Origin of the sequence: Pseudomonas sp. AA-38 (assembly GCF_029457475.1) — a bacterium.
GTDB lineage: Bacteria > Pseudomonadota > Gammaproteobacteria > Pseudomonadales > Pseudomonadaceae > Aquipseudomonas.
Genome location: NZ_CP120359.1, coordinates 1,204,572 through 1,220,326 on the forward strand (window position 1 = coordinate 1,204,572; position 15,755 = coordinate 1,220,326).

Sequence of the window (15,755 nt, forward strand, 5' to 3'; positions counted from 1 at the left end):
ATGTCGCGCAGCCTCTGCCTTACTCGTCAATGCCTGGGACTCGTGACCCGCATCGAGTGCTCGATTCGCCCATTGGCCGGGGACAGTGGCCGCTGGACGTTGATCTGTGCGGCGGGTATGTCTGCCGCGCAACCCTCCGCCATCAAGGCGCAAGGCCCATTCTACGGGCCTCAGGCCGCTGAAGAGGTGCTTGCGGCCATCGTCGAGAGCCTGGCCGTGCAAGGTTATGAAAAGTGCGACGAACTGCCGATCTGGAGCCTGCACATCCAGGCTGAATTGCGTCGCCTCAATGACGCACAGCGTCGCTACCCTGGGCAGTATCGCTTCCGCCCGGATACCGACGGGCAGAGCTGAATTGCCCCCGCCCAGGTCTTGTCGGCCAGTACGAGCGGCATTCTGGCCACAAGGTTATCCACAATATCTCGCTGTGCTTTGTATGCCCGGCGCCGCTGGTTATACTCGCCGCCGTTTTTGCCATCTTCAGTGAGCCCCCATGGAACGCTTCGTTGAAAACGTGATGTATGCCTCGCGCTGGCTGCTGGCACCCATCTACTTCGGTTTGTCGCTGGCAGTGCTGGCGCTTTCGGTAAAATTCTTTCAAGAGCTCTATCACATCCTGCCGCAGATCTTTTCCCTTGCCGAAGCGGATGTGATCCTCAAGTTGTTGTCGCTGATCGATATGGCGCTGGTCGGTGGCTTGCTGGTGATGGTGATGCTCTCGGGCTACGAGAATTTCGTTTCCCGCCTGGATATTCATGAGGACACCGAGAAGCTTAGTTGGCTCGGCAAGATGGATTCCAGCTCACTGAAGATGAAAGTGGCGGCCTCCATCGTGGCGATTTCCTCCATTCATCTGCTCAAGGTGTTCATGGACGCCAAGAGCTACGATCTGCAATACCTCAAGTGGTACGTCATCATCCACCTGACCTTCGTTGGCTCCGCTTTCGCCATGGGCTATCTGGACAAGCTGACCAAGCACGACAACTGATCCGCCCGCCGCGCTTCACCGCCGCCCGTCCGTTGCAAAACGGACGGGCGGTTTCGTTTGGGCCTTGTGCTTTTGTTTTGCTGTACAAGAATTGTTTTTGTATAGATTTTTGTATAGTTTTCGCGAAAACGAGGATATGCCATGAAGCTCAATGACCTTTCCACCCACGCCCAGGCCGGACGCATCGATGAACTCAACCTGATCTCCCTGGAGGGCGGCATCTACCTGCTCGAGGCACGTATGGATGGCCATCCTCATCCGATTCGCGATGAGCAGGGCAGCATGCTCAATCTGCGCTCGGTCGAACATGCCCGCGACCTGTTGCAGGAGATGCCAGTAATGCCATTCTTTCTGGTGCACAGTTCGGTGCATGACGAGATGTGCGGCATGCCATCGGCTGACAACAGCCTGCGTGTGCCCATCGCCTTTCGTTCCGGTTGGTGACGGCCAAAGTGAGCGTGCGCCGCCTGATCCTGGTGCTGGGTGACCAGCTCACCCTTGGGCTCGGCGCGTTGCACGACGTTGATCCACAGCGTGATCGCATCCTGCTGGCCGAGGTGATGGAGGAGGCCAGCCATGTGCCCCATCACCCCAAGAAGATCGCCTTCATCTTCAGCGCCATGCGGCACTTCGCCGAGGCCCTGCGCGGGCAGGGCCTGCAGGTGCACTACGTGAAGCTGGACGATCCTGCCAACAGCGGCTCGCTGCCCGGTGAGTTGCAACGCTGGACGCAGCAGTTGAATCCGGCCGAGGTACATCTGACCGAGTGTGGCGATTGGCGCCTGGAACAGGCGCTACGCCATTGCGGCGTGCCGATTCACTGGCACCCGGACACACGCTTTCTCTGCTCGCGCGAGACCTTCGCCGCCTGGGCGCAGGGGCGCAAGCAATTGCGCATGGAGTTCTTCTACCGCGAGATGCGCCGCGTCAGCGGCCTGCTGCTGAACCCGGACGGCAGCCCCGAGGGCGGTGCCTGGAACTTCGATGCCGACAACCGCAAGGCATTACCCAAAGGCGTGCGGCCGCCGCCACCGTTGCAGATCGAGCCGGATGGCATCAGCCGTGAGGTGCTGGAGCTGGTGGCGCAGCGCTTCGCCCATCACTACGGTCGTCTGGACGGCTTCGACTACCCGGTGACCGCCGAGCAGGCCGAACGCCTGTGGCAGCATTTTCTCGCTCATGGCCTGGCCGACTTCGGCGATTACCAGGACGCCATGGCCGATGACGAACCCTTTCTCTTCCATTCACGCATCAGCGCCGCGCTGAACATCGGCTTACTCGACATGCGCAGGCTGTGCAGCGAGGTGCAGGCGGCCTATCGTGCGGGCGAGGTGCCGTTGAATGCTGCCGAAGGCTTCATCCGTCAGTTGATCGGCTGGCGCGAGTACGTGCGCGGTATCTACTGGCTGCGCATGCCGGAGTATGCCGAGGGCAACACCTTCAGCAATTCGCGGGCATTGCCGGAGTTCTACTGGACAGGTAACACGCGCATGAACTGCATGCGCCAGGCCGTCGGTCAGACCCTGGAATATGCCTACGCCCACCATATCCAGCGGCTGATGGTCACCGGCAACTTCGCCCTGCTCGCCGGTATCGCGCCCAAGGCCATCTGCGACTGGTACCTGGCCGTATACATGGATGCCTTCGACTGGGTCGAGCTGCCCAACACCCTGGGTATGGTGATGCACGCCGACGGCGGCTACCTGGGCTCCAAGCCCTATTGCGCCAGCGGGCAGTACATCAAGCGCATGTCCAACCATTGCCAGGGCTGCAGCTACAAGGTGGGTGAGAGCACCGGCGACTCTGCCTGCCCGTTCAATGCGTTGTATTGGCACTTCCTCATGCGCCATCGCGAGCGCCTGGAGCGCAACCCGCGCATCGGCATGGTCTACCGTAATCTGGCGCGCATGAGTGAGGCCAAGCAGCAGGCGTTGTGGAACTGGGGTGAGCGCCTGCTGGCCCGGCTCGATGCCGGACAGAGGCTATGAAGAAGAGTCAGTTGCCGGTGAAGACCTGCCTGGTCTGCGGCCTGCCGTTCACCTGGCGCAAGAAGTGGGCGCGCGGCTGGGATGAGGTGCGCTACTGCTCCGAGCGCTGCCGGCGCGGGCGCAAGTACCTATAGAACCGGGCTGTCGCCGCTGAAGCGCCTCCCACGGAATCTGCTGTGGGAGGGGCTTGCGCCGCGACAGGCTTGGCACCTTGCCATGACTCCGCGCCCGGCTTCTGTGCTAGTCTGGCCGGCCTTTTTGCAGCCCCTAGCGGAGCCTTTTCATGTCCGAATTCACCTTCAGCCCCGATCTGTCCTCCGACGAGGGCCGCGTCAGCTACGGCATCGGCCGCCAGCTCGGTGGTCAACTGCGCGATAACCCGCCACCGGGCGTCGACCTGCAGGCCATCCTCGCCGGTCTGACCGATGCCTTCACTGGCCAGGCCAGCCGCGTTTCCGAGGCTGAACTGGGCGCCAGCTTCAAGGTCATCCGCGAAATCATGCAGGCCGAGGCCGCTGCCAAGGCCGAAGCCGCTGCGGGCGAAGGCCGCGCCTACCTGGCCGAGAATGCCAAGCGTGAAGGCGTGACCGTGCTGCCGTCCGGCCTGCAGTACGAAGTGCTGGTGGCGGGCGAGGGCAGCAAGCCCTCGGCGGACGACCAGGTGCGTACCCACTACCACGGCACCCTGATCGACGGCACCGTGTTCGACAGCTCCTACGAGCGCGGCCAGCCGGCGGAATTCCCGGTTGGCGGCGTGATCCCAGGCTGGGTCGAGGCCCTGCAACTGATGGGCACCGGCAGCAAGTGGCGCCTGCACGTGCCGAGCGAGCTGGCCTACGGCGCCCAGGGTGTTGGCAGCATCCCGCCGCACAGCGTGCTGGTGTTTGATGTCGAGCTGCTCGACATCCTGTAAGCCTTGAGTAGCTGGCCGTTGCTTCGGTGCGCACAGCGCACCCTACATGGCAGCCTGATCCAACGAAACGGGGCGCCCTGGTAACAGGGCGCCCCGTTTGTGTTTGCGCACCGAACAATTGCACACGCTGTTCTTGTACACCCTGGCGGCGGTGGACGGGTGAAGCGTCGTCCACCCTATGAACGAGCGGCCCTCTGCATGGCAGGGGGCCGTTTCGTTTCAGGACGGGCGCAAGGCCCGTGCGTAGCAGAACAGGAACAGGCTGCGCACCAGCTCCTTGAGCACGCCGGGCTCGCTGGAGTTGAGTTCGTGCAGATCCAGGTCACCCTGGTCACGCAGCTCGTCCAGCGCGTCTTCTTCCAGCACGGCGCAGACTTCGCCGGTCTGGCGGTTGAGGATGCGCAGATAGGGATGTGGCCGATCCAGCCAGGCATCGATCAGGTAGGTCATGGCAATTCTCCTTGGCCGTCATTACGTAACTGAGAATAATTCCTATTACGTAAATAGCAAGAGTTAATTGCGACCTTTTGTCGTTTGGTCATCGTAGGGTGCGCTATGCGCACCGCTCCCGATAAGCCGAGAGGCGGTGCGCACGGCGCACCCTACGGGTTAAGGCCCTGATCAGTGAGCGGGCGAGGCCTGCGCTTGCTGTTGCGGCTCGGCGTCCGGCTTGGCCAGCAGGCTGTAGACGCAGGGCAGCACGAACAGGGTGAACAGCGTGCCGACGCTCATGCCGGTGGCGATCACCAGGCCGATGTCGAAGCGGCTCACCGCACCAGCACCCGTGGCGAGGATCAGCGGCACCATGCCGAAGACCATGGCAGCAGTGGTCATCAACACCGGGCGCAGGCGGATGGCGGCGGCTTCCTCGATGGCCTCGCGCACCTTCAGCCCTTTCTCGCGACGCAACTGGTTGGCGAACTCGACGATGAGGATGCCGTGCTTGCTGATCAGGCCGATCAGCGTCACCAGGCCCACCTGGGTGTAGATGTTCATGGTCGAGAAGCCGAGGAAGATCGGCACCAGTGCGCCACAGATCGACAGCGGCACGGTAACCAGGATCACCAGCGGGTCGCGGAAACTCTCGAACTGCGCCGCCAGCACCAGGAAGATGATCGCCAGTGCCAGGCCGAAGGTGAGGAACAGCGCACTGCCTTCCTGCACGTATTGGCGCGAAGCGCCGGCGTAGTCGTAGCTGTAGCCGCGCGGCGCTTCCTCACGGGCGATCTGGGTCACGGTGTCGATGGCATCGCCCATGCTGACGATAGGGAAGCCCTGGATGATCGCCGAGTTGAGCTGCTGGAACTGGTTGAGCTTGGTCGGCCGTGCGCGGTCGCTGATGCTGATCAGCGTGCCCAGTGGCACCATCTGGCCGCTTTCGCTGCGCACGTAGTAGCTGTCCAGCCAGCCCGGATTGTCACGGTAGGCGCGCTCCACCTGGGCGATCACCTTGTAACTGCGCCCGTCGATGGTGAAGCGGTTGATCTCGCCTTCACCCAGCAGGCTGGCCAGGGTGGTACCCAGATCCTGCATGGACACGCCCATCTGTGCGGCCTTCTCGCGGTCGATATCGACGACGATCTCCGGCTTGTCGAACGCTAGGTCGATATTGAGGAAAGCGAACTTGCCGGACTCCTGCGCGCGCGCCTTGATCCGCTCGGCCACCTGCAGCAGCGACTCGTAATCGTTCGGCGTGTTGACCACGAACTGGAACGGCAGGCCTTCGCCCGTGCCCGGTAGCGACGGCAGGTTGAAACCGAAGATCTGCAGGCCGGGAATCTTGTCGAGCTTGGCTTGCACCTCCGGAAGGATCTCCATCTGCGTGCGCGAACGCTGATCCCAGGGCTTGAGCAGGAAGCCGCCGATACCCGACTGCACGCCGTTGAAGCCATTGATCTGGAACGACGAGTAATACTCGGGGAAGGTCTTGAAGATCTCCACGAACTGGTCGGTGTAGGCGTTCATGTAGTCCAGGTTGGTGGGCTGTGGCGACTGGGTCATCATGAACACGATGCCCTGGTCTTCCTCGGGCGCCAGTTCGTTCTGCGAGAAACTGAGGAGCACCGGGATCAGCGCCATCACGATCAGGCCGAACACCACCACCACCGGGCGAGTGTTCAGGGTGCCGTGGAGCATCTTCTGATAACGCTGCTTGAGTTTGTCGAATAGCTGATCCAGGCGGTGCGCCAGGCCCGAGGGATTCTCCTCGTGGCGCAGCAGCTTGGCGCACATCATCGGCGACAGGGTCAGGGCAACGATGCCGGAGATGATCACCGCGCCGGCCAGGGTCAGGGCGAACTCCTTGAATAGCGCGCCGGTCAGGCCTTCGAGAAAACCGATGGGCGCGTACACCGCGGCCAGGGTGATGGTCATGGAGATCACCGGCATGGCGATCTCGCGCGCCCCTTCGATGGCCGCGTCGAACGGCGTCTTGCCCTCTTCGATATGGCGGTGGATGTTCTCCACCACCACGATGGCATCGTCCACCACCAGGCCGATGGCCAGCACCATGGCCAGCAGGGTGAGCAGGTTGATCGAATAGCCCATCAACTGCATGAAGAACAACACGCCGATCATCGACAGCGGAATGGTGACCACCGGGATCAGCACCGAGCGGAAGGCACCGAGGAACAGGAATACCACGACTATGACGATCAGCACCGCTTCGCCCAGCGTCTTCACCACCTCGTCGATGGAGGCCTGGATGAACTCGGTGGCGTCGTAGGCGATGGCCACCTTGAGGTTCGGCGGCAACTGCGCTTCCAGGTCGGGCATGGCCGCGCGCACGTGCTTGATCACGTCCAGCGGGTTGGCGCTGGGCGTACCCTTGATGGCGATGTACACCGAGGGTATGCCGTCGAAGGAGCTGATCGCGTCGTAGCTGGCCGCGCCCATTTCCACCCGCGCGATGTCACGCACCAGCACGCGGCTATCGCCCTGGGTCTTCACCGGAATGGAGCCGAAGGCCTCGGGTGATTTCAGGTCGGTGCTGGCGTTGATGCTGGTGACCACGTACTCGCCCTTCACCTCGCCGGCGGCAGAGAGGAAGTTGTACTTGCGCACGGCATCGTTGAGGTCGCCTGCGGTCACGCCGTAGGCGGCCATCTTCACCGGATCCAGCCACAGGCGCATGGCGAACACCTGGTTACCGAGGATCTGCGCCTCGGCCATGCCGGGCAGGGTGGCCAGCTTGGGCTGGATCACCCTTGAGAGGTAATCGGTGATCTGCGGGTTGGACAGCTCCTTGCTGTAGAAGCTGACATACATCAGCGCCGAGGCATCGGCTGCTTCCTTGCTCAACACCGGGTCTTCGGCGTCCTGCGGCAACTGGTTCTTCACCTCGTTGGCCTTGGCCAGCAACTCGGTGAACAGGCGGTCGCTGTTGGCGCCGATGCGCGCGTAGATGGAGATGGTGGACAGGTTCTGCTGGCTCGACGAGGTCATGTAGTCGATGCCTTCGGCGCTGGCCAGGCTTTGCTGCAGTGGCTGGGTGATATAGCCCTGGATGGTCTCGGCATTGGCGCCGGGGTAGGCGGTGGTGACCGTGATCAGGGCGTTTTCCATCTGCGGGTACTGGCGGATGACCAGCTTGCCGAACGCCTGGATGCCGAGCAGGACGATCAGCAGGCTGACCACGGTGGCCAGCACGGGGCGACGGATGAAAGGATCGGTGAAAGCCATGATGGGTTCCTTGGCTGTTGCTGACCGTGGCCGCCTACATAGGGGCGGCCACGGGGTTCGTCAGTTGGCGCTCGGCTCGATGCTGGGCTGCACGGGATCATCCACGATGGCCACATGAGAACCGTTGTCCAGTTTCAACTGGCCGGAAATGACCACCTGCTGGCCGGCCTTCAAGCCTTCGAGGATCACCACGCTACCGTCACGCCGCTCGCCCGTGGTGACGAAATGGCGCTGCACCACCAGATAGGGCTTGCCGTCATCGGTCTTCACCGCCTCGCCCTTGTCGTCCTGCTTCTCGCTGATCAGGTACACCGAGTTGCCATACAGGGTGTAGGTGATGGCGGTTTCCGGCACGGTGATCCGGGCCTGGTCGGACGGCAACTCCACCTGCAGATTGGCGAACATACCGGGCAGCAGCTTCTCGTCCGGGTTGGCCAGGGTGGCGCGCACCTGCAGGTTGCGGGTGTCTTTCTCCACCTTGGGGTTGATGGCGCTGATGCTGCCGGCGAAGGTCTCGCCCGGGTAAGCGGCGACGCTGACCTGCACGCGTTGGCCGACGGCCAGTTTCGGCGCCTGCTGCTCGGGCAGGAAGAAGTCCACGTTCAGTTGCGACAGATCCTGCAGGGTGGCGATGGCCGCGCCTGGGGACAGGTAGGTGCCGGGGTCGACCTGGCGAATGCCAATGGTGCCGGAGAAGGGCGCGTTGATGCGCTTCTTGTCTAGCTGCGCCTTGAGTTGGGCGACGCTGGCGGTGGCCTTCTGCAGGGTCGAGGCCAGGCGGTCGAACTCGCTCTTGGAAATGTTCGAGCGGCTGACTAGGCTGCGTCCGCGTTCGTACTCGATCTGCGCCAGGCTGCGCTCGGCCTCGGCGGTGGCCAGGCTGGCGCGCTCCACCTCGCTGTCGAGCTGGATCAGCGCCTGACCGCGCTGAACTTTCTGCCCCGACTCGAACAGCACCTCACGCACGATCCCCTCGACCTCTGCGGACAAGTCCACGCCCTGATAGGCTTTGAGCGTACCGATGGCTGGCAAGCGGCCTTGCCACGGCTGCTCGATAGCGGTGGCGGCGGAAATATTGATGGCCGGCTGTGGCGCCGAGAACATCTGCACCTGTTTATAGATCGAGAAGCCTTTATAGGCGGCGAGGGCGAGCACCACGAGCAAGACGGCACCCAGCATGATCAGCATGCGGCGGAGCAACATATTCCGGTTCCTTGGCAGAGCGGGGTCGAGCCTGGAATAGGCAGGACTGAGCACGATAGTGCCGCTCGCTGACGATGTCAAAAAGCGCTCATTTGCAAGGTATTTAAGCGCTGAAAGCGGCATTTTGGCGGCTGCTGGTGCTTTGCGCCGTTGTCACGGGGGCGAGCGTTGTGGGCGTGGTTCGGCAGGAAAGGTTGGCTGCAATCCGTGGGCTTTTTGTCTATCCCATCGTAATTGAGGGGGCAAAAGCGGAGGTCAAGCGAATACGGCGTGCTGTGTCGGCGTAGGCGCAAAGATTTGATTTTCAAGATCTTTTTGAAGGCTTGTGAGCTGGATGGTGCAGAGTTATATGGAAGGCTCTACTATTGGATTAGTACCGCCTTCTATCTAATCACTGTTAGCTGCCGCCATGGAATGCTCAGTCCGCATCAACGACGAACTTATAAAAGCCCACATTCGGCCTGAATACAGCCGAAGCATCTTCTATTTCTGGAATCTAGAGAGCTCATCGTTATCTGAAAGCCAAATCAGAGAAGACGGTCCCCATATCAGCCTCTTTCTCTCACCTGGCGAGTTTTTATCGCTCGCCACCACCGGTACATGGCCAAAAGAAGACCAAATCACGCCACTCCGTATCTTTGGTCAAATCAGTGAGCGCGAAGGCCGCTCAGCATGTGAGTATGGCTCAATAATACGGTACATCGATAGCGTCGATTTCAACTCCTCCTTTGATGGCGAGTCTTTATCAATTGCAATCCACGGCTCTACTCTCCCCCCTGAGCTGTACACCTCAAGATCACCAAGAGAAAGAGCACTATTATCCCGAACCAACTTTTCTATCAAAATTACCATGCCATCTGAAGAAATTAGCTCCTTTGTTAAAGACCTAACTACGCGAGAATCTCTTATGCGGTCACTACATGCGCAGCGTGTCAGCTAACAATGTATATGGACTACCCCCGCAAGTAGTGAGCAATAGCTTTTCGATCCTGTCGTCAGCGCGGTTGCATTCGTATATCCGGCCTGTTGTGGGCTCTTGCGCCCTGGCCATTCTGTATTTCGCACAGCGGGGGCCAAGCGTTCAATCGATCCCTGGGATCATCATTGTTATCGGCCTTGTTCCGCTGCAGGACTCGCCTGTTCCGACAGTTTCGCTATTCACCACAACCACAAGAAAACCATCACACCTTTCTGATTACCCCCGCCGTCAGGCGGGCTTTACGCTCTGCCAATTGCCACTGAACCGCTGCTCATGGCACCACACCGCCCAGCAGATCCGCACCAGCTTATTGGCCAGGGCCACTGCTGCTTTGTTGTGACCGATACGGGCTGCCGTCTCGACGGCCCATCGCTGTAACTGCGTCAGCTTTTCAGGTGTACGGGCCTGGCAGCGTTGTGCCGTCAGCCATGCCGCGCAGCAGGTTGATGCGCAGGGTGCGGCTCTTCTTCCAGGTTTCCCGCAGTCCATGCAATTGCTGGAGCTGTTGTTGATCGTGGCTCTTCACCGGCACGGGATGAATATCGGTGCAGCGCGCGGCTTCCAGCATGGCATCGCAGTCGTTGCGGTCGGTCTTGTTGCGCCGACGATAGGGCCGCACGTAACGCGGATGCAGCAGCCGGACCTGATGTCCCAGCGATTGCGCCAACCGTCCCCAGTAATGCGCTGTGCCGCAGGCTTCCATCACCCACTCGACCGGCTCGGCCTGCTCCTGTATATATCGCCTGAACGCCTCCCGGTTCAGCCGCTTGCGCTGCACCACCTGGCCGAAACGGACACTCTCGGCAACTTGGTAAACGGACTTGGCCAGATCAACGGCAATGCACTTCATAACAGCTCTCCCAATTTCAGCTACCACAGCACTCAGGTATAGAACTGTGGCGTTGGGGAGTCCATTACAGCATTCAAACCGTTTGCTTCGCTCACTGGGACGGGCTAAAGCCCGCCCCTTAACCAAACGTTAAGAGGCGTGTCTAGCGTAAACCAGATGGAAAGGACCAATGCAAAATAAATTTGGTACAATAAAAAACCCTTTATCCGTTATTGCTATTTTTGCTGGAATTGCTGAAATCAGTGGAGCAATGGTTCTGCCACACATAGCCCCAAATAATCAGGAGCTTTTTATATGGTTTCTCATGATTTTTCCCTTTACTTTGGTCATATTATTTTTCATAACTCTTAATTGGAATTACAAGGTTCTTTATGCTCCTTCAGATTTTCAAAATGAAGAGCACTTTGTAAACCTTCAAAAGGCCTCTGCATCAGAAATCTTCTTAAAGATGGAGAATGAATTGAACGATGATCTCCTAACGAACAATATTCAAGAGTTGGGTAATGACTCTGTGAATTCTGTTGACCTTGAGAAGGTAAAGGAGGCTGTAGTGGATTCAGAGATACGACTAAGCATGGGGAAAATTAGCACGTCAGAAGAAAGAGCTAAGCATTCTGAAATATTGAGAAGCATCAATAGACAAAGAATGAGGGAAGGAAGGTTGCTTGAAGATATTCTAATTGCCAAGTTAGAGAATGAGTTTGGTGAAACTATTGAGCGTGATATGAAGTTTCAAAATGACAGGTATAGATTTATTTTTGATGGGGTTATTCGAAAAGGAAGTAACATCACTGCCATTGAAATTAAACGTATGAACAAGAATACAATGAGTTCGTCCATGGTATCAGGTCTTGTTCATCGATTTCGAGCATTTTATGAATCACTAAATGAAGTCGAAAAGAAAGATTTTTCTTTAGTGTTTGCTATAGCTACAGATGAAAATGTAGAAGAAATGAAAGATTTTATAGATCGTATGCTGTCGCCTCTGGAGTTCAAATATTACACAAAAATATATGCTGTAGACGAACTAGTAAAAGAGGAAGTGAGAAATGTCTCTTAAGGAAGGTCTGAAATAGGCCGCTATTTCTGGCCGACTTCGGCCACTGCCGATTTTGAAAGAGTCCATCTGATCGAAAATGCTCAGATAACCCGCTTGTTTCTCCGTTTCTGACCTCCGCAATCAACCTGCGGAGGCCATTTTCCACATTACAGACGCACCTCTCCTGCACCCACCAACAAATATCGGCGTGCCATCCACAGGTTCGACAGAGCGAATAACGTCACCATCTGGACGGTGTTCTTCGCCAAGCCACGAAACCGCACCTTGGTGTAACCAAACTGGCGTTTGATCACCCGGAACGGGTGCTCAACCTTCGAGCGGGTCTGCGCTTTGGCTTTCTCGAGGCTGCGGTATGCCTTGTACAGTGCACTTTTCTTGCCGTGCTTTTCGTACGTGCTGCGCCGAGCCGCGATCTGCCAGATGACCTGGCGCCCCTCATGCTCCTCGCGCTTCTCGACGCCCGTATAACCGGCGTCAGCCGCCACCATGTTCTCTTCGCCATGCAGCAGCTTGTCCACCTGGGTGACGTCCGCAACATTGGCGGCTGTGACATGGATGTGGTGCACCAACCCCGACTCCACATCGACCCCGATATGTGCCTTGGCACCGAAGTAGTACTGGTTGCCTTTCTTGGTCTGGTGCATGTCGGGATCGCGTTTGCCTTCCTTGTTCTTGGTCGAACTGGGTGCATGAATCAGCGTGGCATCGACGATGGTGCCTTGACGCAAGGACAGGCCACGGTCGCCCAGGTAGCCATTGATGACACCGAGAATGCCGACAGCCAGGTCATGCTTCTCCAGCAGTCGACGGAAATTGAGGATGGTCGTTTCGTCCGGGATACGCTCCAGGCTCAAGCCTGCGAATTGGCGCAGAATGGTCGTTTCATACAGGGCCTCTTCCATTGCAGGATCGCTGTAGCCGAACCAGTTCTGCATCAGGTGTACCCGCAGCATAGCCATCAACGGGTAGGCCGGCCGACCGCCTTCACCTTTGGGATAATGCGGCTCGATCAGTGCCACCAACCCCTTCCAGGGCACAACCTGATCCATCTCGATCAGGAACAGCTCCTTGCGGGTCTGCTTACGTTTACCGGCGTATTCGGCGTCGGCGAAAGTCATTTGCTTCATTGAGAAACTCGGGCAACGGGATTGGCCTATTTCACCAGAAACGGGAGGTCTTCTTCAGACTTTCCTTAACAAGCCGCTCAAGTAAGTAGCCTGGCTTGAACGCAGCGATACCCAGGGGGCAGGGACATGATGGGTTTCGTTGTACTCAACCCATCCTACGAATGAGCAAGACCAGACCTAAATATCAAGGAGTGAGTGATGGTGGATTTTGACTGGCACAGCGGCCCGATCAGCGCCGAAACCCCGGTGACCGAAGGCTATCGGAATACCCAGAACGTGCGTCGATTCCTGACGGCGGCTTGTGGCCCTGGTTTCAAGTTCGATCGTGCGTTCATGGCCTGGATCAAGGATGGAAGGCCTAAGACCATGGGTGAAGTGGCAGCGCAGTGGCGGCTGCGCAATCGAGACTGAACATGGAGGCTCTGGTGCAATCCCGCGAGGTGTCACTTCAGCGCTGGCAATCGCTTTCTCCATCTCAGCAGGCTGCGGTCCTGACTCTGAGCGTTACGGCGCAGCAGATCGAGTTTGCCGGCACGGTGGAGCATTCGGTTCAGGTGTGCCAGGCGGATCAGGCTGATGAGATTGCCGGCCTGGCGATTATTGAAGCGGGCAGTGTGGTTGGCTTTCTACTGCTTAAACGTGGGGCCAGCGCACCGGCGTGGGCAGGGGTGACTGCTGTCGTTGTCAGCGCCATGCGCATCGATACCCTCCAGCAAGGCAAGGGGTTGGGGTCTGCCGCTTTGCGGGCTGTGCCTGGCTGGTTGGCTGAGCATTGGCCTGGGGCAACCGAACTTATCCTGTCCGTGGATGAAGAAAATCGGTTGGCGCGTAATGCTTACGCCAAGGCGGGTTTCGTTGATCTCGGCAAGAAGGAGGAAGGCCGCATTGGCTGGGTGCGCTATATGGCCAGGCCGCTTCGGGGCATCTCGAGTTAGCCATCCTGACTATGACAATAACCGGCATATCTCGGGTGCCGCCTTCTGCAGGCAGGAGTAATGGGACAAGCCTTCCATCCAGTGAGCCTGCACCTTGTCGGTCATCACGCGCGCCAGGTAGCGGCTCATGCCGGGTGGTGACCAGTTATCTGCGCTGCCATGCCAGAGATGAACAGGAGTCGCTTCGTCAAATATGCCCACCGACCATGGCCCCAGAAACTGCTCGATATCCCGCGCATAGCCGCCAATCCCCTCGGCAAAACACTCGGCCAGAATGCGTTGCATGCTCGCCTTGAACTCGGGCTGTTGCGCCAGCTCGGCGTCCACGCCCTGGGCGCTGGCAAATAGCATGCGGTGCAGAAGGCCAGGTGAGTGTCTGGCAAGAATGGACTGAAAGCGGCTGAGCAGACGGAAGAGGCCAGCATGGTCTCGGGCCAGTTTGAATACGGCTTTGCCTGCCATGGCTGGCAAAAAATCACCTCGATCGAGCGGCGCCACAGCCGAGACGAGGTGTAGGGCGTTCACCTGGCCAGGCAGATGGCGGCTGGTTTCCAGGGCGACATGGGTGCCCACGGAAAAACCAATGAAGTCGAGCGGGGCGCTCGAAGTGGCAGCGTTGATGGATTGGGCGAGATGCCGGTAGTAAGCCTCGCCCTGGAGGCGCTGGTCGATGGCGAACCTGTTGAGGCAGAGCACGCGCAAGCCGTGCTGCTTTGCCGGGGCGTCGAGCATGCGTGCTTCATTGGGGGAGCCCGGCGCACCATGGAAATAGACAACCGTTTTGCCGGTTGAATCTCCGTATTCCCTGACTTGCATCCCTGGCTCTCCAGCGAGTGCGTTGTGCATCCATGCAGCCGAAGATGCAGGAGGCCCCGAGCCAGCTCAGGTTATGGCGTGGCGGGAATGGCCGCGCGTGCGGTCTGTGAGGGGAGCTCGCCGAACAGTTCAAAGTATTCGGCGGCGAAATGACTGAGGTGGCTGAAGCCCCATTGTGCTGCGGCATCGCCTATCGACAGTTGTGTTGCCTGGGTGGATATCAGCGCCCGGCGCACGCCGTTGAGCCGCACCGAGCGCAGGTAGTTCAATGGGGTGGTCTCGGCAACCGCGTTGAAGCTGTTCTGCAAGGTGCGCCGGCTGACATGCAAGCGTTCGCACAGGTCGTTCACGCTGGGGCTTTGGGTCGTTTCCGCCGCCACCAGGCGGTGGCACTTCTCGACGATGAAGCTGCGCGTTGAGCTGGGTGCACGCTGCTGCTTGTCACAGGCTGGATCGATCATCAATTGCAGCAGTTCATCGAGCATCGCCTGCTCCAATGCCAGTTCGCGGGTTCTTTCCCAGGTGTCGGGTAGCGCTTCACTGCTCAGTGCCTGGGCGAACATCGACAACAGCCGGCGGCGAGTATCGGTGAAGCGCTGTTTGGATACTCGGATCACGGGCTGACGCAGCAGGGCGCCGATTTCCTTCGCCGAAGGGATTTGCGACAGGGCCTGCTCGAACATCTCGCGCTCGAAGGTGACCGACAGCAACTGCATGCCCGTGGGCATATGGAACATGAACTCTTCGCCGCCATGGAGAAAGAACAGACTGCGGTCATCCACATCTCGGCCTTGCATGCGAATGGAGCCCGGCACGTTGATCGGCAGGGCGAAGCACATCTTGCTGCGGGGCGCCACGCCGTTCTGCACGACGCGCTGGTTGATCTGCTCGAGGAAGACGTGGCAGCGCTCGGTGGTCAGTTGCATCAGCGAGCTTTCGCTCGAGCCGGCGGTGAGCTGGCTGTAGTCCTGACACCACTGCTGCACGGTGGCGGCGTGAACATGTATGTCACTGAAATGACTGATGTTCTGACTTTTCATGGACGGTAAGGTCTCCACCCATTTTGTTGTTTTCAGGCCGTTATCGCAGCCGATGCTCGCACATGCCGACGATTCTGCCCACTGTTTGTAAACGACACTCGTGCTGAGTGGAACCACTCAAGTGCCGATTTGGGATACCGACTGCCGAGGCGCTGGGGAGATGATCGATTCACCC

General features: G+C 59.0%; 15 protein-coding genes and 1 pseudogene. 9 read left to right on the plus strand and 7 right to left on the minus strand.

Annotation, left to right across the window (positions count from 1 at the left end; all coding sequences use genetic code 11):
• The 6 genes from PVE35_RS05540 (at position 1) to PVE35_RS05565 (ending at position 3,889) form a co-directional block, all read left to right on the plus strand.
• A complete protein-coding gene (locus PVE35_RS05540) occupies positions 1-354 on the plus strand; it encodes a hypothetical protein (protein ID WP_268181890.1) in 354 nt (117 codons plus the stop codon).
• Positions 355-493: 139 nt separating this feature from the next.
• Positions 494-988, plus strand: coding sequence for a TIGR00645 family protein (locus tag PVE35_RS05545; RefSeq protein ID WP_268181892.1), 495 nt, complete (start codon positions 494-496; stop codon positions 986-988).
• Positions 989-1,129: 141 nt separating this feature from the next.
• Entirely contained in the window at positions 1,130-1,432 is a 303-nt protein-coding gene (locus PVE35_RS05550) for a DUF6482 family protein (protein ID WP_277374053.1), read from the plus strand.
• A gap of 8 nt (positions 1,433-1,440) precedes the next feature.
• Positions 1,441-2,976, plus strand: a complete 1,536-nt coding sequence (locus PVE35_RS05555; RefSeq protein WP_268181895.1) for a cryptochrome/photolyase family protein — start codon at positions 1,441-1,443, stop codon at positions 2,974-2,976.
• Entirely contained in the window at positions 2,973-3,110 is a 138-nt protein-coding gene (locus tag PVE35_RS05560) for a DUF2256 domain-containing protein (protein ID WP_277374054.1), read from the plus strand. The genes PVE35_RS05555 and PVE35_RS05560 overlap by 4 nt, the downstream gene beginning before the upstream one ends.
• A gap of 149 nt (positions 3,111-3,259) precedes the next feature.
• Entirely contained in the window at positions 3,260-3,889 is a 630-nt protein-coding gene (locus PVE35_RS05565) for an FKBP-type peptidyl-prolyl cis-trans isomerase (protein WP_268181899.1), read from the plus strand.
• 219 nt (positions 3,890-4,108) lie between these two features.
• Here PVE35_RS05565 and PVE35_RS05570 read toward each other — a convergent pair whose 3' ends face one another.
• The 4 genes and pseudogenes from PVE35_RS05570 to PVE35_RS05585 form a co-directional block, all read right to left on the minus strand.
• Positions 4,109-4,339 carry a hypothetical protein gene (locus PVE35_RS05570; RefSeq protein WP_277374055.1) on the minus strand — a complete coding sequence of 77 codons (231 nt, stop codon included), beginning with the start codon at positions 4,337-4,339 and terminating at the stop codon, positions 4,109-4,111.
• A 171-nt stretch (positions 4,340-4,510) separates the two neighbouring features.
• Complete coding sequence (locus PVE35_RS05575; protein ID WP_277374056.1) at positions 4,511-7,570, minus strand: multidrug efflux RND transporter permease subunit; 3,060 nt, start codon at positions 7,568-7,570, stop codon at positions 4,511-4,513.
• A 60-nt stretch (positions 7,571-7,630) separates the two neighbouring features.
• Entirely contained in the window at positions 7,631-8,773 is a 1,143-nt protein-coding gene (locus PVE35_RS05580; protein ID WP_268181905.1) for an efflux RND transporter periplasmic adaptor subunit, read from the minus strand.
• Between the two features lie 1,207 nt (positions 8,774-9,980).
• Positions 9,981-10,602 (minus strand): annotated as a pseudogene (locus PVE35_RS05585) (transposase).
• A gap of 169 nt (positions 10,603-10,771) precedes the next feature.
• Here PVE35_RS05585 and PVE35_RS05590 point away from each other — a divergent pair.
• Positions 10,772-11,662, plus strand: coding sequence for a hypothetical protein (locus PVE35_RS05590; protein ID WP_268181906.1), 891 nt, complete (start codon positions 10,772-10,774; stop codon positions 11,660-11,662).
• A 146-nt stretch (positions 11,663-11,808) separates the two neighbouring features.
• On the opposite strand, the gene PVE35_RS05595 is transcribed toward PVE35_RS05590, so the two are convergent.
• Positions 11,809-12,789 carry an IS5 family transposase gene (locus PVE35_RS05595; RefSeq protein WP_277373914.1) on the minus strand — a complete coding sequence of 327 codons (981 nt, stop codon included), beginning with the start codon at positions 12,787-12,789 and terminating at the stop codon, positions 11,809-11,811.
• Between the two features lie 201 nt (positions 12,790-12,990).
• Here PVE35_RS05595 and PVE35_RS05600 point away from each other — a divergent pair, with 201 nt between their 5' ends.
• Positions 12,991-13,200 (plus strand): DUF6434 domain-containing protein, encoded by a 210-nt coding sequence (locus PVE35_RS05600; RefSeq protein ID WP_268184211.1) that lies wholly within the window; start codon positions 12,991-12,993, stop codon positions 13,198-13,200.
• 2 nt (positions 13,201-13,202) lie between these two features.
• Positions 13,203-13,724, plus strand: coding sequence for a GNAT family N-acetyltransferase (locus PVE35_RS05605; protein WP_268181908.1), 522 nt, complete (start codon positions 13,203-13,205; stop codon positions 13,722-13,724).
• A 9-nt stretch (positions 13,725-13,733) separates the two neighbouring features.
• Here PVE35_RS05605 and PVE35_RS05610 read toward each other — a convergent pair whose 3' ends face one another.
• Entirely contained in the window at positions 13,734-14,456 is a 723-nt protein-coding gene (locus PVE35_RS05610) for an alpha/beta hydrolase (RefSeq protein ID WP_277374057.1), read from the minus strand.
• Between the two features lie 155 nt (positions 14,457-14,611).
• The gene (locus tag PVE35_RS05615; protein ID WP_268181911.1) at positions 14,612-15,580 is read right to left on the minus strand and encodes a helix-turn-helix domain-containing protein; all 969 of its coding nucleotides are present in this window, start codon (positions 15,578-15,580) and stop codon (positions 14,612-14,614) included.
• Positions 15,581-15,755: the final 175 nt, after the last annotated feature.